General features: G+C 49.7%; 16 protein-coding genes. 8 read left to right on the top strand and 8 right to left on the bottom strand.

Annotated features, from left to right (window positions below; all coding sequences use genetic code 11):
* Both ACO0LH_RS25425 and ACO0LH_RS25420 read right to left on the bottom strand, forming a co-directional pair.
* Window positions 1–295, bottom strand: a 295-nt coding sequence (locus ACO0LH_RS25425; RefSeq protein WP_422943943.1) for a DUF4214 domain-containing protein, incomplete at its 3' end; no start/stop codon positions are given.
* Between the two features lie 733 nt (window positions 296–1028).
* Complete coding sequence (locus ACO0LH_RS25420) at window positions 1029–2396, bottom strand: FecR family protein (RefSeq protein WP_422943942.1); 1368 nt, start codon at window positions 2394–2396, stop codon at window positions 1029–1031.
* A 450-nt stretch (window positions 2397–2846) separates the two neighbouring features.
* Between ACO0LH_RS25420 and ACO0LH_RS25415 the strand changes: the two genes are divergently transcribed.
* The 5 genes from ACO0LH_RS25415 (at window position 2847) to ACO0LH_RS25395 (ending at window position 9570) form a co-directional block, all read left to right on the top strand.
* Window positions 2847–4736: a CHASE2 domain-containing protein gene (locus tag ACO0LH_RS25415; RefSeq protein WP_422943941.1), complete on the top strand. Its 1890-nt coding sequence runs from the start codon at window positions 2847–2849 to the stop codon at window positions 4734–4736.
* The gene (locus tag ACO0LH_RS25410; protein ID WP_422943940.1) at window positions 4733–5974 is read left to right on the top strand and encodes a tetratricopeptide repeat protein; all 1242 of its coding nucleotides are present in this window, start codon (window positions 4733–4735) and stop codon (window positions 5972–5974) included. Before ACO0LH_RS25415 ends, ACO0LH_RS25410 begins: the two co-directional genes overlap by 4 nt.
* 236 nt (window positions 5975–6210) lie before the next feature.
* On the top strand, window positions 6211–7020 hold the full coding sequence (locus ACO0LH_RS25405; RefSeq protein WP_422943939.1) for a Crp/Fnr family transcriptional regulator: 810 nt from the start codon (window positions 6211–6213) through the stop codon (window positions 7018–7020).
* Window positions 7021–7058: 38 nt separating this feature from the next.
* Entirely contained in the window at window positions 7059–8573 is a 1515-nt protein-coding gene (locus ACO0LH_RS25400) for an MBOAT family O-acyltransferase (protein WP_422943938.1), read from the top strand.
* 13 nt (window positions 8574–8586) lie between these two features.
* The gene (locus ACO0LH_RS25395; RefSeq protein WP_422943937.1) at window positions 8587–9570 is read left to right on the top strand and encodes a hypothetical protein; all 984 of its coding nucleotides are present in this window, start codon (window positions 8587–8589) and stop codon (window positions 9568–9570) included.
* 46 nt (window positions 9571–9616) lie between these two features.
* On the opposite strand, the gene ACO0LH_RS25390 is transcribed toward ACO0LH_RS25395, so the two are convergent.
* Entirely contained in the window at window positions 9617–12991 is a 3375-nt protein-coding gene (locus tag ACO0LH_RS25390; RefSeq protein ID WP_422943936.1) for a glycosyltransferase family 4 protein, read from the bottom strand.
* A 1-nt stretch (window position 12992) separates the two neighbouring features.
* Window positions 12993–14297: a class I SAM-dependent methyltransferase gene (locus tag ACO0LH_RS25385; RefSeq protein ID WP_422943935.1), complete on the bottom strand. Its 1305-nt coding sequence runs from the start codon at window positions 14295–14297 to the stop codon at window positions 12993–12995.
* A gap of 351 nt (window positions 14298–14648) precedes the next feature.
* Here ACO0LH_RS25385 and ACO0LH_RS25380 point away from each other — a divergent pair, with 351 nt between their 5' ends.
* Genes ACO0LH_RS25380 through ACO0LH_RS25370 form a run of 3 tightly spaced genes read left to right on the top strand, consistent with a single transcriptional unit; the run spans window position 14649 to window position 18216 of the window.
* Window positions 14649–16103, top strand: a complete 1455-nt coding sequence (locus ACO0LH_RS25380) for a mannose-1-phosphate guanylyltransferase/mannose-6-phosphate isomerase (protein ID WP_422943934.1) — start codon at window positions 14649–14651, stop codon at window positions 16101–16103.
* A gap of 23 nt (window positions 16104–16126) precedes the next feature.
* The gene (locus ACO0LH_RS25375; protein WP_422943933.1) at window positions 16127–16921 is read left to right on the top strand and encodes an ABC transporter permease; all 795 of its coding nucleotides are present in this window, start codon (window positions 16127–16129) and stop codon (window positions 16919–16921) included.
* Window positions 16918–18216 (top strand): ABC transporter ATP-binding protein, encoded by a 1299-nt coding sequence (locus tag ACO0LH_RS25370; RefSeq protein ID WP_422943932.1) that lies wholly within the window; start codon window positions 16918–16920, stop codon window positions 18214–18216. Before ACO0LH_RS25375 ends, ACO0LH_RS25370 begins: the two co-directional genes overlap by 4 nt.
* Here ACO0LH_RS25370 and ACO0LH_RS25365 read toward each other — a convergent pair.
* The 4 genes from ACO0LH_RS25365 to gmd are packed head-to-tail and all read right to left on the bottom strand — an operon-like array spanning window position 18191 to window position 22475.
* A complete protein-coding gene (locus ACO0LH_RS25365; protein WP_422943931.1) occupies window positions 18191–19315 on the bottom strand; it encodes a glycosyltransferase family 4 protein in 1125 nt (374 codons plus the stop codon). The two genes, ACO0LH_RS25370 and ACO0LH_RS25365, sit on opposite strands and share 26 nt — an antisense overlap.
* A gap of 10 nt (window positions 19316–19325) precedes the next feature.
* The gene (locus ACO0LH_RS25360; RefSeq protein ID WP_422943930.1) at window positions 19326–20534 is read right to left on the bottom strand and encodes a glycosyltransferase family 4 protein; all 1209 of its coding nucleotides are present in this window, start codon (window positions 20532–20534) and stop codon (window positions 19326–19328) included.
* Window positions 20531–21454 carry a GDP-mannose 4,6-dehydratase gene (locus tag ACO0LH_RS25355; protein WP_422943929.1) on the bottom strand — a complete coding sequence of 308 codons (924 nt, stop codon included), beginning with the start codon at window positions 21452–21454 and terminating at the stop codon, window positions 20531–20533. The genes ACO0LH_RS25360 and ACO0LH_RS25355 overlap by 4 nt, the downstream gene beginning before the upstream one ends.
* Window positions 21438–22475, bottom strand: coding sequence for a GDP-mannose 4,6-dehydratase (gene gmd, locus ACO0LH_RS25350; RefSeq protein WP_422943928.1), 1038 nt, complete (start codon window positions 22473–22475; stop codon window positions 21438–21440). Before gmd ends, ACO0LH_RS25355 begins: the two co-directional genes overlap by 17 nt.
* Between the last annotated feature and the right edge of the window lie 171 nt (window positions 22476–22646).

Raw genomic sequence — 22646 nt, 5'->3', positions numbered from 1 at the left:
TGGACAGGGCTGCAACACCAACGGAGACGGCGCCGCCAGTGATTTGGCCTGCCCAGTAGGTCAGACCTGCTGGATCAGCTTCGTGGCCGAACAGGTTTTTGTAGATGGTGTTGACGGTTTGTGCTGTTGTCAGATTACCATAAGTGGCTGTGTATTCTGGTTGCACTGAGAAACTTTGGGCGATGTCTTTTAAAGACGAATTGCTTGCTACCCAATAGGCCAAACCCAGTGGGTCAGCTGGACGGTTGAAATATGCGATGTAAAGCTTTTGGATATCACTAGCTGAATTAGCCATTTAGAACTCCTGATTTATGATTTAAAAAGTGCGAAGCTTGCTTTTAAGGCACCTACTCGCGTTACGGCAAGCAGATATTCGCAGATGCACCCTATCAAGGATGTGACGCAAATCACATTCTCGAAAAAAAGCAAGCATCCCAACATTTGGCGCCCATCTTTCCCGGATTTTCCATTTGTTCTGCAGAAACAGCTTTCAAATGGAAAGTCCAGATGTGACTTTGCCAACCTATTATTATAAAGCTTGCTTAGCAGTAAACCCAAATGAATATTACGTGACAGGAAATGAGAAAATCATTTATCACTATGTAAAAGGAGGTTTGCGTCATGTTGCACGAGGGCAAAATGCAAAACCCTGTTCACCGCAGACGTCAAAAAAAATTAGATTTGGGAAGATAAGCTAAGTTAGCGGCCTGCTACTAAATCTGCATTACTATTTGAACAAGCAGCACACATTTAAGTATGAATTGATCAAGTATCTAGTTACGTTTGCTCACAAAATACCAATAAAACCAAGCCTAAATCAATGCCGTCTCAATTGGCATCTCCACCAGCGATAGCATGAAACCACTTAAATAAAGTAAAGGTGGACTGCAACATTGCATCGAGATAGTAAGAGAGGTACTTATTTGCAGACTTGAAATACCAGCAGTCTGAAAATAAAAAGCTTCCATTCAAACAGAACGGAAGCTTTTTTCCATCACTCTAATTAAAGAGTATTTTCATTACTCACACTATTTCTTACCCCAATAGGTAACGCCATAGGCATAACGACTGCCAATATTATCGAGCCTTGAGGAAAAGACATAAGCCGCCGTACCACCCTTTTCTGCGGTAACGACGCCGTTCACAGCCATATTGTTTGGCGCTGTATTCTGATCGCCGCCAAATAAAATACCATTACTGTAGACGGCTCCCTGAGCCTGCAAGGCAAAACGCTCATTGCCGCTGACCAGATCAAAGCCTGTTGTAAAGCTGGCTTTCGCAAAATCCAATTGCAATTTGGCATTTTCAAGCTTAGCCGCGATTTCCAGACCTTTTTGATCGACAAGCACAGCCTGACTGTCCTTCAAAGCAAAGCCCATACTGCCTGTAGTCGGCACTTGCCACTCAGCCCCTTTCGTCACCAGCACCTGATAACGACTGTTCCCGCCGGCATAGGTTGCGCCATCCTGAGCTGCTTTCTGCACATCAAATTCGGCGTTTTTCCCCATCACATCTACCCAGCGTCCCCAGATAATGGTGTTAGCCAGAATAGCGCCATTGTTACTATTTCCAGTTCCGGTGCCATTACCGTTATTGGGTGAATTACCAGTCGCAACGGTTTTTTTAACCCCGCCCACTTTGGTGGGATCAAGATTTGGATCAATCACTGCCGGGGCTACCAAGGCAGCAGAACCGCCCGTTAAGGTTTTACTGCCTGGTTCATCCGAGCGCGGTGGAGCGACAGCATCGGGAGCAAGACCTGGGGCCGCTTGCAACAATTGCGGTTTGCCTTGCCCTTTATTAATTTGCAGCAATAAGCCTTGTTGACGTGCAAACAACTCAGTTGCAGCCAGACCTTCGCATGGACCTGCACCCTGGGGTGAACAGGCGCCACTAAAACCGCTGACAACAACCCCTCCCTCAACGACGATAACCCTGGTTGTGTCCTGAGTGGTGAAAACAGTGAAATCTGTACCGCGCACACCAATCGCAGCCACAGGAGTGTTGAAACGGAAATTCTGGCGTGCAAGTTTCACGGCATTACCAGAAACACTGCGGGCAACGCCAGATATCAGTTCCAATTTGATTTGCGTATTTGCGGGATCTTTTTTATCAACGTGGTAACTAACGATACGTGCTTCGCTATTTGGGCGAACGATCAAAAGGCCATCATCAACAGTTTTCAGATAGATATAGCCATCTGCACCAGTTTTTATGCTGATTCCTTCTTGCACAAAACTATCCAGTTTTGCCGCCTTACCATTGATTTCTACCTTACCCCAGATAGCCGTTATTTTTGCAGCATCTTCAGCAAATGCCATAGCAGGGATGGCCAGCACGAAAGCCAGCATCCATTTAGCTAATTGTTGCATCGCATTATCTATTCTGCTTTTCATATTTATTCCTTACTTGCCTATTATTCTGGCAAAGTTCTTTTTCACCAGACATCCATTGTGCTGGCGATATTTCAGTTCTTATTTTTGTTATTATCCACTGAAATGCAAATAATATTGTGACGGTCGTCACAATTTACGATTTGCTTTACTATAGCATTTTTTTGCTAAGCCATTGAAACCAGAAGGATTATTATAAAAAAGCATCAAGTCTATTGTCGATATCGCTTTATTTACAGGGGAGAGAAGGCTTTCCCTTATTACTTATCCTTGCGGCTTTTTTAAAATGGCATTCCATATAGATTCGTGGCTTTGCACAAAAAGATGTGCGCCATTTAACACGATTTAACCATTTCGGCTTATCATGCAGCCGAATTTATTACGATCAGTACAACATTATTATATTTTGCCTCTTTGCACAGTGAATAATTCAACGGACGTTTTTACGCCACCATGAGGCAGGCACTTCAGATTTTTTTGCGGTTTTCTGCAAAAGCCTACTTGTGGGTACTTATTGCCACATTGCCTGTCAGCCTGTGCGCAGTCAACCAGTGGCTACCGGAAAACCAGCGCCTGTTTCCTGGTGATGAATGGTTGCGCGATCACTTCGTTCAACTACGCGCGACAGAAATCCCGGAAGAGCGTCTGGCGCTGATTGATATTGATGAACATAGCATAGCCGCACTGGGGCCTGTGCCGTGGCCACGCGCTCGGATAGCTGACTTGATAGAAAAACTCATTGTTGAATTTGGCGTCCGCGGGGTCGCGCTGGACATTTTTTTTGACGAACAAAAAGATACTATTGGCGATCAGCGACTTGCCATGCTGGCGACGCATGGGCCTATCGTACTGGCGCAGGCATTTGATTTTGACAAGAGCAGGCTGTTGCCCTTGCGTAGCGGTAAATTGGCCGGTGGCAAAACCATATCGCCTGATGCTACCCGTCTTGGCAGTAATGCAGCAATGGCCACCGGATATATCGCAAATCACGCAGGCTTGAGTAACGCGCGCTTCATAGGCAATATAGGCTTTGTTCCTGACAGAGATGGAACTTTACGCCGGATTCCTGTTCTCACCCGCTTTGAAAACAAAATATACCCAGGTCTGTCGCGTGCTTTACTCGAATGCTGCTCAAAAATCCGGCCAGATAAACTGTTTGCACTGAACAGCCGTTTTTCAGATGTCGATGAAAATGGATTTTCGCGAGTTGAATTCAGCCGCAGCTTGTCCGCATATGAAGTAGTGCCTGCCTATAGTGTTTTGCAAGATACGACGCCGCTAGAATCACTACGCGGTAAATTTGTAATTATTGGCTCATCCTCATTAAGTCTGGCAGACCGCGTTGCAACACCACTCAATCCATCTACCAACGGGTTTGTGGTACACGCCGAAGCACTGACCACATTGCTGGACGAACACGAAGGCCGTCAGTATGTAAAATGGCCAGGCAAATGGATAGCCTTATTGTTTACAATGCTAACGGCGGGCATTGCGCTATATATGTTTCCGCGTTTTTCTGCCTTGTACAATACGCTGATGCTGGGTATCGCTTCAGGGATCTGGGTGGTGGTAGCCTATTTTTCAGTTGAACACGATATGTGGTTTTCACCTGTCAGCCCCTTGATCGCCAACTTTTTTTTGCTGGCAGTTGCAGTTCCTTTTGGCTGGCAAACGGCACAACGCAAATCACGCAGATTGCTTGGCACTTTGCAGCAATATGTTGCCAAGGCAGTGGTACAAGAATTATTACGAAGTGATTTGAAAGATCCATTAGCACCACGGCAACTTCATGTCACTACCCTGATTGCAGATATGGAAGGCTATACCAGTCAGGTAGAAAACCTGCCTATGGAAGAGGCAGCAAATTTAACGCGCGAGTTCCTCGAATGCCTGACCGCACCGGTATTGGAAAAAGGTGGCACGCTGGATAAATACACTGGTGATGGCCTGGTCGCTTTTTGGGGTGCGCCCTTGCCGGTAGAAAATCACGCAGACCTGGCAGTTGATGCGGCAATAGAAATCGTCAGAAACGTCAGAAAATTAAGCGCTCAATATGAGCAACAGGGGAGAAAGAAGATTAGAGTCCGAATCGGCATAGAGAGCGGCATCGCCATTGCAGGTGATTTTGGCAGTTCATTCCGCAGCATATACACAGCAGTCGGCGACAGTGTCAATACGGCATCGCGTCTGGAGGATGCCGCCCGCCACTTCCCTCACGATATCATTATCGGAAAAGGTACTGTCGATGGATCAAACAGACATGCATTTCAACTGCTGGGTGAACGCCTGCTGAAAGGCAAAGAAAAACCTACCACGATCTATACGGTGGAGGTTTCTAGATGAGTGGTGTTGTCAAGCGCACTCAAAAATTTGTCATCTTCTTACTCGTCTGCCTGATGGGAAGCGCCGTTGCGCGCGCAGACGAGAATACCGACAATGAAAATCTGTACATTGAAGCCTTAAAGGCGATCAGTGAAAAACGTCATGACGACGCAAAAGTACTGCTCAACAAATTGATAGGAAAATTGCCGCAGCACGGCGGTGCCTTGATGGACCTGGCAATGCTACATTGCGAATTAGGCAACAAGGTAGAAGCTGACCGCATCTTCCACGACATGAAGGCAAGTTTTCAACTATCTGAAGACCAGGTACATGAACTGGATCTATTGCAGTCTAAAAAATGTCTTCCACGCGCACCTGAAACGCGAATAGCCATATCCTTTGATGTCGGCTATGACACCAACGTCAATCAAGGAGCAAGTAATCCCGATTTCATCCTGGGTAGCGGGACAGAGCAACTCGAATTGCGTCTGCTACCTGAATATCAGCCCAAGGCAGATCGCTATGCTACGCTCACTGCAAATGGTTCACGTGAACTTTCAAACAAGGGCCTAGTTGGCTTTGCACAACTGCGTGTGCGCGCTTATGACACCCTGACGGCATTCAATACCATGGCAGCGGCCGCTGGGGTAGAACAAGCCTGGAACTGGCGTGACTATGGATTTAGGAGTACTGGCTTGTTAAGTGCCCTGACATTGGGTGGCCAACTTTATCAAAAGCAGGAAATTGTTCAATTGCGTCTGACACCACCAGCAAAAGCGGACAGCCCCTGGCGTTTCAGCACCGCAGCCGGGTTCACCAATGTGCAATACCCTACCTTATCCAATTTTGATGCGCACACTTGGGAATTACGCGGCATGCTTTCCTATGAAGCAGAAAAGTTCCTGCTACAAGGCAGCATTGCTTACCTGGCAGACCGCGCGCATTCAGACAGACAGGGGGGGCACCGTCAAGGGTATTACGCGAACCTGAATCTGCGCAGGCAATTATTTCAACGTCATGAACTGGAACTGGGCTGGAGCCAGCAACTGTGGCAAAGCGCCGACATCTATTCGCCAACGCTGATTGATGTGGCAAGGCGGCAAGATACGCAGATGTTCAAGGCCGCCCTGAACTGGGCAATGACAGATAAGCAAACGCTGCAACTGGAATTCAGAGCGACAAATAACAGGGAAAATATCTCCATCCTTCAATACAATGGCAAATCTCTGCAACTAAGCTGGCAGTGGCAAAACTTTTAGACGGCAATTTATTGATTTACGATCATTTCAACAATACATCAGAAAAAATATCTATCAAAAATAAGTGCATATTGCTAAAAATGGGCGCAAGTCAGCGAAGATGTGAGTGAAACAGACTGCTTTGCCCATAATTTGATATTCTTGGTGACTGTCACCATCTAAGACCTATCAATTTACACAAAGCAAGCTTTGGTGATCGCCTGACATACCGCCCGTCGTAATAATTGGATTAATGAATGACAGTATCAAATAATGAAGTCGCTGTTATCAATAACAAGACCCCAAGCGCAGACTTGGCCACGGTCTTGCCTGGACAATTGCAAATAAAAATTCCAATTCAGACCAAGGTCCAGGTAAAAGTTAATCAAATCACCATCAATCTGCGCAATATCCCGCTGCTCACCGGCCTCAATGATGAAGACATGGGTAAAGTCAAAGCCGACATGCGCGTGCGTCATTTCAATAAACGTGATGTGGTATTGCAAAAAGGTGGCATTGGTGACAGCCTGCTGTTCTTGCTTTCAGGACAATTGCAGGTAGTGGATGTCACTGAAGATGGTCGCGCAATCGGCTTGCGCATGCTGAAAGAAGGCGATTTTTTTGGTGAAATCGCCATCATCAATGGCACTGCCAGATCGGCATCTGTGGTTGCATTAAGCAATGTGCTGGTCGGCTTCTTGCCCAGCGCAACGGCACTGCATTTATTTTCGCATTCACCGGCGATGGCCAACATGATGTTGCGCCATCTGGCAGAAAAAATTCAGCGTGACTCAGAATTCCGTGCCTTATTGAGTATCAGCAATACCTCCCGTCGTATCTACGCCTTCATCGCCCTGTTCAAGAAAATCATGCCTGGCAATCTGGAAGTCATAGAAAATCTGCCGACCCATCAGGACATCGCCATGATGATCAACACCAGCCGCGAAACTGTCACACGCGCCTTGCTACATCTGGCACAACAAGGCATTGTTGAAAAAGACCTGCACAGACTGATCATCAGAAAGCCAGATGAACTGGAAAAACTCGCTTTAGGTGCAGGCGTTTGATTTTGCTCAACGTGCAAAACGTTATACGCTAAGCCGCCATGCTCTTTAATTCTTTTGGGTTTCTGTTTGCATTCCTGCCCATCACCCTCCTCATATGGCAGATACTTAAACAGAAAGCAGGCATACGCATTGCCCTGACCTGGCTGGCACTTGCTTCACTGGTGTTCTATGCAGTCTGGGATGTCCGCTATTTATTCGTACTGCTGACCTCCATCACCATCAACTTCTGGCTGGGTGGCCGCATCTTGCGGGCACGCGCAGCAGGGCAGGACGCCAAAGCCGGTCACTGGCTCAAGGCTGGCATCTGTTTCAATCTGCTGGTACTGGGTGGCTTTAAATACACTTACTTCTTGCTGGCAAATTTGTTTGCGGTTTTTCATGCGGCGCCACCGATAGACCCTATCGTTTTACCGTTGGCAATTTCCTTCGTCACCTTCCAGAAAATTGCCTATCTGGTTGATTGCCGGCGCGGGCACGTAGCAAAGCATGATGCACTTGAGTATCTGTTTTTTGTTTCTTTCTTCCCGCAACTGATTGCCGGGCCCATCGTTCATCACAAACCCCTGATTGCACAAACGGATGCACAAAATAACCCCCTGTTTACGCAACCAGAAAGCCTGGTAGCCGGTTTTTCTTTCCTGGCGCTGGGGCTGTTCAAGAAAACCATCCTGGCAGACAGCTTCGCCCATTATGCCAGTCCGGTATTTGAACTGGCCAGGCAAACCATGCCCGGTGGTGAAGCCGCCTGGCAAGCCATGCTGGCTTACAGCCTGCAATTGTATTTCGATTTTTCTGCGTATTCGGATATGGCCGTTGGCCTGGCGCTGATGTTCGGTTTCAAGCTGCCAGTGAATTTCTTCTCACCATACAAGGCAACATCCATCATCGATTTCTGGCGGCGCTGGCATATGAGCTTGTCCAGTTTTTTGCGAGACTACCTGTACATCCCGCTTGGCGGCAACCGTCATGGCGCAGTCAGACGTTACCGTAATCTATGGTTGACGATGTTGCTGGCCGGTGTATGGCATGGCGCGGGATGGAATTTTTTTCTGTGGGGAGCAGTGCATGGGGCCCTGCTGCTGATTAATCATTTCTGGCATCACCTGCTGCAAGGCCGAGTCGCTTTAAGCAAAGCCTGGAATACCCTGCCCGATTTTTTCATGATCGCAATGACTTTCCTGCTGGTGGCCTTTGCCTGGGTACTGTTTCGTGCACCAGACATCAGCAGTGCCAGCAATATGTACACCGCACTGCTTTACCCCCTGTCGGGTGGCAGCTTGCCCGCCATACCCTGGCACAGCCCCATGCAGCTATTGGAAGGCTTGTTGGGTGCTTCCGGCGATGTAGCCTGGGTATGGATAGGCATCGGCCTGCTCATCGTCTGGGCGCTGCCTAATTCAGTGCAATTGCTATCGTATGACCCAGCTCCCAATACCCGCATCACCATCAAATGGCAAATACCTCTGGGTCTGTTAAGTGGCCTCTGCTTCTGGTTTGCGCTGAAATGGATGGCGGTCAGGCCAGCCACCGAATTCCTCTACTTTAATTTCTAAGGGGGATAGGCAAATGACGCAAATGAAAAGATTCTGGATCAGTGCAATAGCCATGTTCCTGCTATTGTCTGCAACTTGGATCATTGCCTTAAAGCAGCAACTCGGCTCGCCCACCGCCAGTTCGCGCTGGGTCTATGATGCCTATCAGAACAAAATTCACGCAGCCCGGCAGGCCAATGGCCCACGTGTACTGGTGGTCGCTGGTTCAAATGCCATGTTCGGTATTGACTCAGGCATGCTGGAAAATTTCTGGCAACGCCCTGTTGTCAATCTCAGTGTCAATGCCGGCCTGGGCCTGCCTTATATTCTGAATGTATCACGTCACGTCGCACGACCTGGCGATACCATACTAATGCCTATGGAATACGCGCTCTACCTTGATGAAGGGAAAGCCAACTCGCAGATCATTGATTATGTCATGGCACGTGACCTGGACTACTGGCGCAGTCTCAGTCGCTTACAGCAATTACAATTTGCCGCTGGCCTGGGTGCTGACCGTTTGCTGAATGGCTTGCGCCATTTACCCGATGGCCCGGTCACCAGCGGCACGTATGGCGCGCATCACCTCGATGCCAGGGGTGACCAAACCCACACCAGCGCCACAGACCGCACGGCTGGCGATATCGCCGCAGTGGCTGCGACAAAACCGTGGGACTATGGACATCGGGCAGCGACAGAAACTGGCGGCTGGCAGTTATTGGCAACCTATGCACAATGGGCAAAGAGCAATCATATCTGCATCATTGCCGTACCAACCGTTTTGCTGCATCACGCCAAATACGATATAGATCTGGAAGACCAGTTGTTTTACAAAAACTTGCCACAGCGCATGAGCGCACTGGGCATAGAATACCTGGGGCGTCCGCAAGATTTCATGTATCCGGCAAACTGGTTCTTTGATACCGATCATCACCTGCAAGACTGGGCGCGGCAAAAACATACTGCCGCACTGATCCAGTTATTGCGCGCAAGACCTGCTGATCATTGCGGTCTGTAAATAACGCCAGTCAAAACGTAGCAAAATTCATTTTACGCAGATGAAATCAAATACGTCCAATATCCAGATCCAGTGAATTGGCAACGCCATCAATAATATTAATCAGTCGGTTTGACAGTGCTGGCCATTGCCTGGTGGCAGTCCAGGCATGTGCCTGTTGCGCTTTTTCACGCAATGCTGGCTGGTCATTCAAAATGGCGGCGATACCAACTGCCATTTCGTCTGGCTCTGTGCCTGGTAATACATGCACGGCATCTTTCACATCGTTAAAGATAGACAATGGCGTTACTGCTACCGGACGGCCTGATGCCAGCCCCATGCGCACGGCAGCACTGGACGACTCCTGCGTCTGCTGATACGGGTAGACAATCAGGTCAGCATGTTGCAACCATGCCTGGCTTTCTTCATCACTCAGATAATCCGACAAAAAGCTGACCTGATCTTCCAACTGGAAATCGGCAATCAACTGACGACAATCCAGCATTTCCTGATGGGATAAATGAACGGGATAGAGCGAATTCACCAGCAACAGATGATAATGTTTTGCGCTGGCAGTCAGTTTGGCAAACGCCCTGATCAGCACTTGTATGCCTTTGTGCGGCAACAGGAAACCGTAAGATGCAATCACCGTTTTTCCTGCCAGATGCCGGGCATTGACAGTAGTCGCAGAATAAGTTTGCGTGGGCATCAGGCCCTGAGGAAAAAACAAAAGATTGTCCGTCAGACCAAAATCCTTGAGCCGGTTCAAATCATCAATGCCATGCACAAACAGACGTTCTGCCAGTTTCAACTCGGTGGCAATTGATGCCAGCGACACCAGTCCATTTTCACGCTGCACGTCCGCCGTGGAATGAAAAAATACATATGTCGCTATATGTTTTTCTTTCAGACGCGTAATCAGCCTTGCCATGGCAGCAAGCGAAAAGAAACCGAAATTATATTGAATGACCACAGCCTCAAGCTTTTGCTCAATGATGGCAAGATAGGCATCATCGAGTGTCTCTTCCATATTCGCATCCCAGCAGCGAACCACATTGGCGGCGTCGCGTGCAGTTCTTTCTGGAATATGGCTACTCAAAAATACCAGCCTGTCTTGCGGAATTTCATTCGTCAGAAACGATGAATACGATGCGATGCCACAGCGCGCATTCCAACTGCTGATCCAGCCTATGCGCGGCTCTTTGCGCAACATGGCTTGCTGTTCAAGCGCAGCGATAGCTTGCCGGGTACGGCTGGCAACATCAGACCAGGCATAGTTTTGCGAAATATACTGATACGCTGCACTGGTACGTTGAGCAATGTCCTCGGGTGAACTGCCGTACACCTGTTTCATCAGGGCAGTCAGGTGATCAACATTAGGGTTGACCCAGGCTGAATGCGTGGCGCTGAAATGTGATTCGGATTTTGCATAATGATAGTCACACAGCCAGACCCTGCTGTCATCGCTGAAATCCATTTGCCCGCTCCATGCCGTGGTAATCACTGGCAATTTCAAGAGCATGGCTTCAGCCACCGGCAAACCAAAACCTTCGCCGCGGCTTGGCGCCACAACTGCATGGCAACTATCGTACAAGCCGCGCATCTGCGCTTGCGTATAGTCATCCATGATAATGATGACATGCGGGAAATGGGCATCTGCTGCTCGCAGCTTGTCCACTTGTTCGCTGACATCATTGTGCGGATTGGGGAAAGTCTTGATAACCAGACTGATATCATCGCCGGCGCGAAAAGCTCGGCCATAAGCCGCCAGCAAGGCATCTGCACCCTTGCGCGGGAAGCATGAAGACACATGCAGGAAGCGATAGCTTTTCAGGGTTTTCAACAAGTCCTGCGGAATCGCTTCAGGCTCTGCATGCAAGAGATGGTCTACCCCATTGCCGACAGCGGCAATGGGCACACGCACACCGTTGTCGCGCAAGGTCTTGCCGACGAAGCGTGATACGACAGTAATCAAATCGAGCTTGCGGTTAAATTCATCCACAAACTTTGCCGGAAAACCCGTTTCTTCCCAGCCATAAGAGTGCACGAGTTTGACCCGCGCTGGCATGTCATCCAGACTGGGAGGATAGCAATTGCGCAGCACCACATCTGGCATACCCTGCGCATTCTTGCTGGCAGACTGCAATGCAGCGATGTCAGGGTTCGCATCAAGAAATGCGCTGGATGGTTCAAAATCGCCATGACCTTCACGGCTGCGCAAACCCAGCGCGAAATTCTTGTCTTGCTGTCTTGCAGTCGCGCGCGCCAGTTCACGGTTAACGATCGCCAGGCTGTAACTGGAATCAAAAGGGCCTTCCATCTGCCATAACGGCATCGCATTTGATGCAAGCGAAGAACCTGATACCGCATGCGGAATTTGCACATCCATTTTTTGCAAAAAAGCCTGCAATGCAGACTGGATATGCTGACGTGAAAAGCGCTGGATATTCTGCCGCTGCTTTTGTATAACGTGACGGCGCAAACCCGGCTCAGTCAACAGCATATGCACATGGGCAGCACACTCGCCCGGGCTGATATGTGCATCGAGTACGATACCACCCTCTCCCATGCTGGCTACTACACCATCTGTTGCTCTTGCCATCACGGGCACGTCATGCAGCATCGCCTCTATCAATGGCATGCCAAAACCTTCATGCTCGCTCAGGCTGACATAGACGTCAGCATTGCGGTAGAGCGTCACCAGATCGGCATCAGAAATCTTGCCTGTCACTAGAATCTGACCATCCAGATTCAATTCCTGAATGCGTTGCCTGACCAATTGTTCATACGGCATGCTGGTAACGCCACCAGCCAGTATCAGCCGCACCGGTTGTTTGCTGAAATGACGCAACTCCTGGAACATCTCTACCAGATCCAGTTGATGTTTATGTTCGCATAAACGGCCAACGAACAGGATATTGTGCGCACCAGCCAGACGTGTCAGCAATTCAGGGTTATCAGATCGCAAGCCACGTTGATGCCAGCGCTCGACATCTACCAGCAGGGGAATAGTAGCAACATCACGATAATGCGCGGCGCGTAATTCTGCACTGTTCAAATCGGAATCGCCAATTGCTGCCAGAAAATCTGGCATCCATTGCTGTAGCTGTTCACGCCCCAGCAAACTCAGTTCCGGCAGGCCATTGTCAGGCAAAAACTGTGGTGGCGTAATATTGTGATACACCAGCACCTTGCGTGCCCTGACCTGTTTCAGCCATGCGCAATTTTCATAACCCAGGCTATGATGGACAAACAGCAAGTCATCACTGGATAGATCCAGTTCGCTCAATGGCTTCACTTCATCACGTACCTCATCCTGCACCAGGTCACAATAAATGTCGGATATAAAACCCATTTCGCGCAACAGACTACGGGTAAAAAACATGCCATTGCTGACACCATCGCCTTTCCCGCAAGACGGACTGAATTGATGTATCTGCATCTTATTTACGACCTATGACAGCATAATCCTGGGCACCGAATAATTCCTTGTTGATCAGCACTTCTACCGGCGTGCCACCATGCAGAAGATGGTCATCGGGATAAGGGTGCAGGCGCAAGATTTCAGCATGCGAGAACCCGCGCTGACGCGCCATGAATTCTGCCACCTGCGGAACAATCGGGTGTAAATGCGTAGGATCAAAATAGAAATTACAGGCGCCTACTTTCAGGTTTTCAGGGTTGGGGGTTTCAAAGATGATAACGCCACCAGGGCATAGTGCATGACGCGCAGCATCGAACAGCGCAATCAGTTGCTCAAACGGCAGATGTTCGATAATCTGAAAGCCCGTGACGGCACCGACACTACCCTGCGGCTGCTCACGCAGGTAGGCAATGGCATCAGCATGACGCACCAGGAAACCTTTTTCCAGACAGGCATTGACCATGGAAGCATTCATGTCCACACCCATGGCCGGGATATCATTTTCATCCAGCAATTCCAGCCATTCACCGCGGCCACAACCAACATCGATGACCATTTTTCGCTGGTCTTTGGATTGCGCTGTGATGTGTGAGAGATAAGGCAGGTAAACTTGCAGGCGCTGCTTGATATCTTCGCGTGACCCGCGGAACAAGGCTTCAAATTCAAGATAAAACTGATCCTGATCAAAATCACCGGTAAGCGCAGCGGGCTGCACTTTGACCCTGGCTTCAATCACAGGTACATCATTTGCATCATTTGTGCCTGCCACGACAAGTTTGCCTGGCTCACCAGCAGTTTTTTCATTTTGCAGGCTGGTACGCAACATCAGATTGACAGATTTCAACTGACGCGCAATTTGCATCCGGTCGAACTGCATCAAGCGGTTGCCGATGTCCAGTGCATCATATTGATCCATGCGCGTGATCAGTTTATGTATTTCAAATTGCGCAATCCTGTCATTTTGCATATGCAATTGATGTTGCAAACCATCTATTTGTTTTTGCAAATTCGTCAACGCCTGCTCAGTTTGTAAGCGTGTGCGCGGCAATCGTAACAGGGCGTTACACCATGCCATGGCATAACCCAGGCCGGGTATCATGCGAATTCGTTGGCGCAGGCTTGGCTTGGCTTGCGGAGGGGGAACGATTTGGTTTTCAGGCATGTGTAGAGATTTCAATGTTGCTTCGGTTGCATTTATCTGATCCACAGGCAAGTTTTCTGCCACATTTTTCAAGGGGATAAGGTTACGCCTTTGCTTCAGTATCAAACTGGCCCTGTCTGCCAGTTGCTGTGCTTCAGAATCGGATTTGTTCGGTATCGCCATATAATTCGGGAGCTTTATTCATAATTGGCGGCAATTTATCAGTTTTTAGGCCGCGAAAAGGGGATGAAGTATAAATGATGATGTAAACTGCGACCAATTTATAATCGCCCGCTTGCTGACGTATAGCCAGGAATTTTCAGACACTGTGCAAACCAGACCTGCTGTGTTTGCCCGACTGGGGTTCAGCCATTAACATTTTCGTTAGATTTCGCGAGTTTAGCGCATTCAGGGTTTCCGCACATAGCCAGCTTGATATTGCTGCGTAGATGACCCGGGTGCTTGCGCCGCTTTGTAAAAAATTTATATTTTATAATTATTTGCCAAACAGCAAAGAAAACCAGAAAGTTATCCATGTTATTACAGCCCGTCATTCTTTCCGGGGGTTCCGGAACCCGGTTATGGCCGCTATCGCGCGAAAAGCATCCCAAACAATTGCTGGCACTGATAGGCGAAGAAACCATGTTGCAAGCCACGGCAACGCGCGTCAGTGATTTTTCTGGCGCACTGGCAGTGGCAAAAAGAATGATCGTGGTCTGCAATGAAGAATACCGTTTTATCACTGCTGAACAATTACGTACAGCTGGCTTCAGCGACTGCACCTTGTTACTGGAACCAGCAGGGCGTAATACTGCCCCGGCACTGACGCTGGCCGCCCTGTCTGCCGTTGCCAGTGACAGCGATGCCGTATTGCTGGTAATGCCAGCAGACCATGTGATCAATGACAAGCAGGGGTTTCATCAGGCCATACAAAACGGTTTGCCAAAAGCCATCGACGGTGCAATGGTCACTTTCGGGATTATCCCGGACCGGCCAGAAACCGGCTACGGCTACATACAGATTGGCGATGCAATTGCAGGGTCAACCGTACGTGATTTGCAAGCCTTTGTGGAAAAACCGGTAGTCGAAGTTGCCCAGCAATACCTGGATGGCGGCCGCCACCTGTGGAATAGCGGCATTTTCATGATGCGCGCCAGTACCTGGCTCAAGGCCATACAGCATCTTCAACCGGACATGTATGCGGCGTGTCAGCAATCAATGCAGCAGGCAACGGTAGATTGTGATTTTGTACGCGTCGACAAAGAAGCTTTCCTGGCTTGCCCTGCCGATTCCATCGATTATGCCGTGATGGAAAAACTGGCCAAGGATACTGCGCTCAATATTTCCGGTTATGTCGTCCCCTTTGATGCAGGCTGGTCAGATGTTGGTGCCTGGGATGCAGTATGGCAAGTGTCAGACAAGGATGCTCAAGGCAACTCCGTGCATGGCGATGTCTTGATGGAAGATTCGCGCAATTGCCTGGTGATTTCTGACAGCCGTCTGGTTGCCTGCCTGGGTCTGGAAGACGTGATCGTAGTGGAAACACCAGACGCAGTGCTGGTCACCAATAAAGCCAATACACAAAATATCAAACGCGTTGTCACCCGTTTGAAAGATGAAAATTATCCGCAGACCGATAATCATCGTAAGGTATATCGCCCCTGGGGTCATTATGATTCTGTCGACAGCGGCGAACATTTCCAGGTCAAACGCATTGTCGTCAAACCGGGTGGTCGTCTGTCCATGCAAATGCATAACCACCGTGCTGAGCACTGGATCGTAGTCAGTGGCACTGCCCTGGTCACTCGTGGCGATGATGTCATGACACTGGTGGCCAACCAGTCGACCTATATCCCGCTGGGTGTCAAACACAGGCTGGAAAATCCGGGCGAGATTGATCTTGAACTGATAGAAGTTCAATCTGGCGCTTATCTGGGTGAAGACGACATCGTCCGTTTTGACGATATTTATGGTCGCGTCGCGGGCTAGGTCCTGCTGAAGAAAGCAATGGTTTGAAAGCTGTATTAATCTCACTGTGGCACTATCGCCACTTTATTTTGTCATCCATCAAGGCTGAGTTTTCAGGGCGCTTCGCGCGCAGCAAACTTGGTGCATTGTGGATGATTCTGAATCCACTGGCACAGGCAACCATCTTTGCCGTCGTCTTGTCCGAAGTGCTGGTCACGAAGATACCAGATATTGATAACAAGGCCGCCTATGCGATTTATCTGATGGCAGGGATGGCTGCCTGGGGCTTGTTTGCGGAAATCATGACCCGCTGTACCACGGTCTTTATTGATTATTCAAATACCCTGAAAAAGATCGCCTTTCCGAGGCTGTGCTTACCCTTGATCGTTGGCGGCAGCGCGCTCATCAACCATTTGTTGTTGCTGGCAGCGATTGCGGTGGTCTTTTTATTCTTCGGTCATTTACCGACAATGGCATGGCTGGTCCTTCCAGTAGGCATGCTGCTGATAGTCTTGTTTGCCTTTGGCCTGGGCATCATACTTGGCTTACTGAACGTATTTTCACGTGACGTTGGCCAGGTCATGGGCATCGTTCTGCAACTGTGGTTCTGGTTCACCCCTGTTGTCTATCTGATGACCAATATGCCGAAGCGCTTTATCGCCGTACTGAACCTGAACCCGATGACAGCGCTGGTAAAAATCTATCAGAACGCCCTGTTATATGGTGCCATGCCGGGCATGGCAGATTTGCTGGTTCCTGCGCTGATTTCATCAGGCATGTTTATATTTTCTTTCTGGATTTTCCGCCGTGCCAGCGCAGATCTGGTGGATGCATTATGAGTCAAATTGTATTGAGTGTTACCGGTGTCGGAAAATGCTATTCAAAATTCAGTGGCCTGCTGTCGCGCCTCATGTATTGGGCGGGTCTGCCAGTCAAGCCAGCCTATGAATATTGGGCCAACCGCGACATCAGCTTTAACGTGCCCGCAGGTCAGGCAGTTGCCATCATCGGCCAGAATGGTGCTGGCAAAAGTACGCTGCTGAAAATGATCACCGGTACAGTACGCCCTACTACCGGTCACATCGCTGTCAGTGGCCGCATCAGTGCCATGCTGGAATTGGGCCTGGGCTTTAATCCCGAATTTTCTGGCAGGCAAAATGCCTACATGGCGGGCGGCCTGATGGGTTTGAGCGGTGAACAGCTGGATGCACTGATGCCGGGCATAGAAAGCTTTGCCGAAATCGGCAGCTTTTTTGACCAGCCTTTGCGCGTATATTCGAGCGGCATGCAGGCACGCCTGGCTTTTGCCGTGGCAACAGCAGTACGCCCTGACGTGTTGATTGTTGATGAAATCCTGTCGGTTGGTGACAGCTACTTCCAGCATCGCAGCTTTGACCGCATACGCCAGTTCAAGGAACAGGGCACTTCCATCATCCTGGTCACCCACGGCATGGGCGATGTACGCAGCCTGTGTGACCATGTGATTCTGATCGACAAGGGTTGTGTACTCAAGCAAGGTGCCGCTGATGAGGTTGTGGATTTTTACAATGCCATGATCGCCCGCAAGGAAAACGAGAATTTCTCCGTCGAGCAAAACCGTAATGAACAGGGCTGGCTACAAACACGCTCAGGCACCGGCATGGCAACTGTCAGCAAACTCAGCCTGCGTGATCAGGACAGTAATCAGGAACTGGCAGCAGCACACGTAGGGCAAAAGGTCAAACTGGTGGCTGAAGTGCAATTGCGTGCTGACATACCTGAAATGGTACTGGGCCTGATGTTGCGCGACAAACAGGGCAGTGTCATCTGGGGTAGCAATACCTGGTATTCCAACCAGGTGCAAAATGACCTGCGTCAGGGCGACATGCTGGAATTTGTGCTGCCCTTTGAATGCCCTTTAGGGCCGGGTTCTTATTCCGTCACCACAGCACTGACCAAGGCAAAGACGCATCTGGAAGAAAACTACGAGTGGTCAGATAACCTGTTGGTGTTTGATGTCATCAATGTGGACAAGACTGAATTTATCGGCAGTAACTGGCTACGCGGTGAATTTGAGATCAGGAAATTGACGGCAGGCCAGGGGCAGAGCAAGGCTGCGTCAACCGATGTTACTTGTGACGACGCTCATCAATGACCTGCTGGTAGAGGCGGGCATAATTGCTCGCCATCTTGTCAGCAGTGAATAAATCCAGATAGCGCTGCTGGGCATTTTTGCCCATCTGCGCTGCCTCTTGCGGATGTGCAAGCAAATACTCCATCGCCTGTCTGAATGCGACAGGGTCGCTGGGCGGCACGACCAGGCCGGTCTGGCCGGCGACGTTGATATAGGTAGTACCCGTGCCAATTTCGCTGGAGATCATGGGCTTGCCAAACATGGCGCCTTCCAGCAGGGAAATACCAAAAGCCTCGGAGCGCAAGTGGGAAGGGAAAGCCAATGCAAAACACAGGCTCAGCAAAGCTACCTTGTCCGGCTCTGGCAAGGCACCAAGGAAATGTACGTTCTTGAGTTGCAAGGTTTCGGCCTGGCGTTTCAATTCTATTTCTTCCGGCCCGTCACCAACGATAACGATGGGGATATTGGTACCCGCCGCGGCTTCCAGCAGGATATGCAAGCCCTTGTAATAGCGCAGCATGCCGACGAACAGGAAAAAATTCTCACCCACTTTCTGGCGCCAGTGCGCCAGCAAATCAAGGGAAGGTACGGGATAAATGCTTTTATCCAGACCGTAAGTAATCACTTCAGTCTTGTCTTTGTATAATTCCAGCGTCGGACTGGTGGCCAGATAATTGGGTGAAGTAGCGACGATACGGTCAACATCACGCAAAAACTGGTGCTTTACCGGCGCATACAATTTCAGCAAAAATTTTTGCCGGACAATGTCGGAATGGTAAGTAACCACCGATGGTTTTTTGATGCGCCCCAAAAAGTGGGCGATATCCATGAAAGGCCAGGGAAAATGGTAATGCACGACATCGGCAGTTTTTGCCAGTTCGACAAAGCGCGACAGGGCCGACCAGGAAAAACCGGTGGAGGCGATTTCGAAATTCAAATGCGCACGATAAACCTTGTGCCCTTCAAATTCAATCACCGGACGATCTTGGTCGCGGGTAAGGGTCAGCACTTCATTTTCTACACCCAGACGTGTCGTCCCCACTGCCATCTGGCGTATGACCTGCTCGACACCACCAAAGGTATCGGGGTAATAAGTGCGATAGAAGTGCAGGATTTTCACTTGACCACCCTTACCTGGCTTTGACCATTTGATAGGCTGCCACGGTATTACGCACGCAAGCATCCCAGGTCAGTTCAGCAGCGCGCTGCAAGCCACGTGCAATGGCTACATTGCGCCATTCTTCATCTTCCAGCGCCTGACGCAAGCCATCACGGATGGATGTCACATCCGCCGGATCAACCAGCATCGCGGCGCCACCAGCCACTTCGGGCATGGAAGAACAGTTGGAAGTCAGCACCGGCACCCCACTCGCCATGGCTTCGGCGATGGGCAGGCCAAAGCCTTCATACCACGATGGATAGGTAAACAAGCGGCAGCCGGCATACAGAACCGGCAGCAATTGCTGATCGACGAAGCCCAGGTATTTCAACCAGCCTTCCCGCTGCGCCTGCACGATGTCATCATGTATCGCTTCACTTTGCCAACCCTCGCCTCCTACCAATACCAGCGGCCAGCGTTCACGCACGGGAACCGGCAACGAACGGTAGGCGGCCAGCAAATTCGTCAGATTTTTGCGTGGTTCTATGGTGGAGACAAAAAAACTATATTCATTTGGGCGCAAGCCGAATTCATGCAATATCGGTGCGGTATCTTCTGCGGAATAGGGATGAAAAACTTCATCCACGCCCAGCGGGACGGCAAGTACCTGCTCTTGCTGCAAACTAAATTCCTGTATCACTTCCAGACGGGTAGCCAAAGAGTCCGTCAGCACCAGGCTGGCACGCTCGACGGCTTCAGGTATCGCTACCCGCATGCGGTCTATCCTGGCCTTGGGATGCCATTGTGGATAACGGTAAATCGACAGATCATGCACCGTTACCAGACTAGGCAGACGTGTCTTTGGCACGAAATAGTTGGGGCCGTGAAAAATGCCATCGCGCACTGTGTTTAACTGATGGCCGGCAATAAGAGGTAATAATTTGCCATACAGGCGGGCGACGATTTGCAGGCGACCAAGCCGCTGACGCATGCGTCCCTTGTAATTGAGCTTGGGTGCTTCAGGAATAATCACCAGCGCTGGTGCAGCTGCATTTTCTGCGGCAAGGGTCACAGCGGCAGGCTGGTCGATGCGCGGCAATTCACGCCAGAAGCCATCAGACAGATAACGTACAGAATCAATGTCAGCATGTGCAGGCAGGCGTGTTGCCAGCTCCCATGCATAGCGGCCTATTCCTGCCAGCGGTGGGTGTATCGCTTCTATGGAGAGTACGACGTTCATGCCGCGTCCTTGTGTTGCAGCATCCAGGCCAAAGTGTCATGCAAGGGAATCTGTGGCAACTCACCTATGCAGTTTTGCAAGCGTTTGGGATCACCTACCAGTTTATGCACTTCATTGGCACGCACAAATGCGGGATTCACCCGCACATTGATATCGTAACCTGCCAGCTCACCGGCCATTTTCAACACGGTACGCAAACTGTAGGCATTACCGGAACAGATATTAAAAATCTCGCCTGCCGGTGCCAGTTGCAATAAGCGTAAATAAGATTTGGCAACCGTGCGCACATCGGAGAAATCCCTGGCAACATCCAGGTTACCCAATTCAATATCCGTTGCCTGACGCCGATAATGGCTGATGATTTTTGGCAGCAGGAAATTTTCCGACTGCCCGACACCTGTGTAGTTAAAGGGTCTGGTGACGATCAATGGCAGTTTATCCATCCACAATCTTGCCACATGCTCAACCGCTAGTTTGCTGACAGCATAATCATTGGCCGGCATGGCTGGCTCAGTCTCGGCAATGACTTCCATCCTGGTATTGCCATAAATATTGGCACTGCTTGCCACCAGCACGGCACACGGTTTTTTATTGAGGCCAGCCAGCGCTTCGAGCAAATTGCGCGTTCCTATAATATTGACGCGATAGATCTCTTCTGCATCGCCATGAGCGACAAAAGAAATGGCAGCCAAGTGAGCTACCACGTCAGGCTGCACATCTTCAACGACTTGCCGCAGGGCGGCTTTATCACACAGATCGACCGCATGGTTATCTGTGCCCGGGGTCTCGGCACCGTGTGTGGTTCCAAAAACCCGGTAACCGGCAGCAGCCAGTTCTTGCGCGAGATACCGTCCGGTAAAGCCTTTAATTCCTGTAATCAGGGCACGTGGAATGGCCGACATTTCAGAACGATGCGCCATTCTCGTTGCGGCGCAAATCTGCTTCCACCATCATCTGGCATAACTCTTCCAGAGTCGTTTTTGGCTCCCAACCCAATACCTTTTTCGCTTTTTCAGGATCACCAATCAGCAATTCAACTTCGGCAGGGCGATAGAATTTCGGATTGACGCGCACCAGCAATTTGCCTGACTTGGCGCAGGAAGCTATTTCATTTTCGCCTTCACCTGACCAGACCAATTTGATATCAGCCGCCTTGAAGGCCATGGTGACAAAATCACGTACGGTTTCAGTACGGTTGGTAGCCAGTACGAAAGTGTCGGGTTTGTCAGCTTGCAGCATGCGCCACATGCCTTCTACATATTCCTTGGCAAAGCCCCAGTCACGCTTGGCGTCCATATTGCCCAGTTCCAGCACGTCGAGTTTGCCGAGCTTGATCTTGGCAACCGAATCCGTAATTTTACGTGTCACGAATTCACGGCCACGCAGTGGGGATTCATGATTAAACAAGATGCCGCTACATCCAAAAATGCCATAGGATTCACGATAATTGATCGTCATCCAGTGGGCGTAAAGTTTGGCAACGCCGTAGGGGCTGCGTGGATAAAACGGTGTGGATTCAATTTGCGGCACGGCCTGCACCTTGCCGAACATTTCCGATGTTGAGGCCTGGTAAAAGCGAATTTCTGTGTTGACGATGCGTATCGCCTCCAGCAAATTCAAGGCGCCAATACCAGTAATTTCAGTGGTTGTCAGTGGCTGCTCAAACGATACACCCACAAAACTCTGCGCTGCCAGATTATATACTTCCGTCACACCCGTCGTTTGCAGCAGGCGTATACTGGCTGACAAATCAGTCAGATCATATTCGACCAGATTCAGCGCGGGATGTTGGGCAATACCCAATTCTTCTATGCGCCAAAAATTGACCGAACTGGTACGCCTGTAGGTACCGAATACGGTATAACCTTTTTCCAGCAACAACTGAGCCAGATAGGCTCCGTCCTGACCAGTAATACCAGTGATTAACGCTTTTTTACTCATTCAAGAAAACCTCTTCGCTATTGCGAACATTCAAAATTCTTTTCTAACCAGATAATGGACCGCTCTTTACATTGCATCTGTGACAGCGGTCACAATTTATCCACAGTTGCACAGTATACAATGAGTGTTCGCCGCACTGCGGAAAATTAATGCAAGTGCTTGTAAGTAATG

The sequence above is a fragment of the Undibacterium sp. TJN19 genome (assembly GCF_049339485.1).
Classification (GTDB): Bacteria; Pseudomonadota; Gammaproteobacteria; order Burkholderiales; family Burkholderiaceae_D; genus Undibacterium.
Note: the sequence above shows the minus strand (reverse complement) of the source record. Positions and strands in the feature narration are given on the sequence as shown.

Coding starts and splice junctions, on each gene's coding strand:
- ACO0LH_RS25420 (WP_422943942.1), bottom strand. CDS start 2,396: ATGAAAAGCAGAATAGATAATGCGATGCAACAATTAGCTAAATGGATG.
- ACO0LH_RS25415 (WP_422943941.1), top strand. CDS start 2,847: ATGAGGCAGGCACTTCAGATTTTTTTGCGGTTTTCTGCAAAAGCCTAC.
- ACO0LH_RS25410 (WP_422943940.1), top strand. CDS start 4,733: ATGAGTGGTGTTGTCAAGCGCACTCAAAAATTTGTCATCTTCTTACTC.
- ACO0LH_RS25405 (WP_422943939.1), top strand. CDS start 6,211: ATGACAGTATCAAATAATGAAGTCGCTGTTATCAATAACAAGACCCCA.
- ACO0LH_RS25400 (WP_422943938.1), top strand. CDS start 7,059: ATGCTCTTTAATTCTTTTGGGTTTCTGTTTGCATTCCTGCCCATCACC.
- ACO0LH_RS25395 (WP_422943937.1), top strand. CDS start 8,587: ATGACGCAAATGAAAAGATTCTGGATCAGTGCAATAGCCATGTTCCTG.
- ACO0LH_RS25390 (WP_422943936.1), bottom strand. CDS start 12,991: ATGCAGATACATCAATTCAGTCCGTCTTGCGGGAAAGGCGATGGTGTC.
- ACO0LH_RS25385 (WP_422943935.1), bottom strand. CDS start 14,297: ATGGCGATACCGAACAAATCCGATTCTGAAGCACAGCAACTGGCAGAC.
- ACO0LH_RS25380 (WP_422943934.1), top strand. CDS start 14,649: ATGTTATTACAGCCCGTCATTCTTTCCGGGGGTTCCGGAACCCGGTTA.
- ACO0LH_RS25370 (WP_422943932.1), top strand. CDS start 16,918: ATGAGTCAAATTGTATTGAGTGTTACCGGTGTCGGAAAATGCTATTCA.
- ACO0LH_RS25360 (WP_422943930.1), bottom strand. CDS start 20,534: ATGAACGTCGTACTCTCCATAGAAGCGATACACCCACCGCTGGCAGGA.
- ACO0LH_RS25355 (WP_422943929.1), bottom strand. CDS start 21,454: ATGGCGCATCGTTCTGAAATGTCGGCCATTCCACGTGCCCTGATTACA.
- gmd (WP_422943928.1), bottom strand. CDS start 22,475: ATGAGTAAAAAAGCGTTAATCACTGGTATTACTGGTCAGGACGGAGCC.